This is a genomic window from Bacteroides sp. CAG:189, from assembly GCF_000432295.1.
Lineage (GTDB): Bacteria > Bacteroidota > Bacteroidia > Bacteroidales > Bacteroidaceae > Bacteroides > Bacteroides salyersiae.
In genome coordinates this window covers 1-716 of record NZ_HF991030.1, presented here as the reverse complement: position 1 = coordinate 716, position 716 = coordinate 1, and the positions used below count along the sequence as shown (strand labels likewise).

Genomic DNA, 716 nt, shown 5'->3' with positions numbered 1-716 from the left:
CATTTCCCCTTCCTGTCAATATTTGTCACAAGGCTTCTTCCTTTCTCCATCCTGAAAGGCTCCTTTTCTCTATTGAAAAATAGATACATCCGTCTTCTTTCTTAATGTGCTGTTTACCAACCTCTTGCCTTTTCTTCTTTTTTCCCGTAGAGAATCTCCCCGTTCCTCTACGAGTCTCCCTTCCTTCCTCTACGGGTTTCCGTCCTTTTCCCGTAGAGTCTTCCTTCCCTTGTTTCTAATCCGTTACATCCCCCTCTTTCCTCCCTTCCTTTCCCTTTCTCCTTGTGTAATGATAAATGCTTCTCCATGCGGCAACGGATTCTTTTCCATAAACCTTCCCTCCCTTTCAATCCGTTTCTTTCTTCTCCATCCCCTTTTTTCTTTCATTTTTCCCTTTTCACGCGCGTATATATATTATAATGTGTAGCCCTTTTTCCCTTCCTTTCCCTTCCTCTGTTTTTATGTTCTACAACATGTTTCATAATCAGCCCCTTACATATTTATTTTCATTTTATTCAAAAATAAACGTTGAAATCTTTTGCTTGTATCGTAAAAAGGCCTACTTTTGCATCCGCTTAGCTGAAGAGCCTGAGCCTGTTTCTTTGACATATTGAAAGCGCATTCTCCAAGTTAACGGTTTAAACAAAAAAACTCCCTGAAAGTTTTGGAAGTAAAACAATAAATTCGTTATCTTTGCAGTCCGGTTCGCAAAAAAA

General features: G+C 39.5%; 1 protein-coding gene. It reads right to left on the bottom strand.

The annotated features are described in order from the left end of the window. Positions 1-243: 243 nt before the first annotated feature. On the bottom strand, positions 244-387 hold the full coding sequence (locus QVP90_RS05270) for a hypothetical protein (RefSeq protein WP_264380722.1): 144 nt from the start codon (positions 385-387) through the stop codon (positions 244-246). Positions 388-716 lie beyond the last annotated feature (329 nt).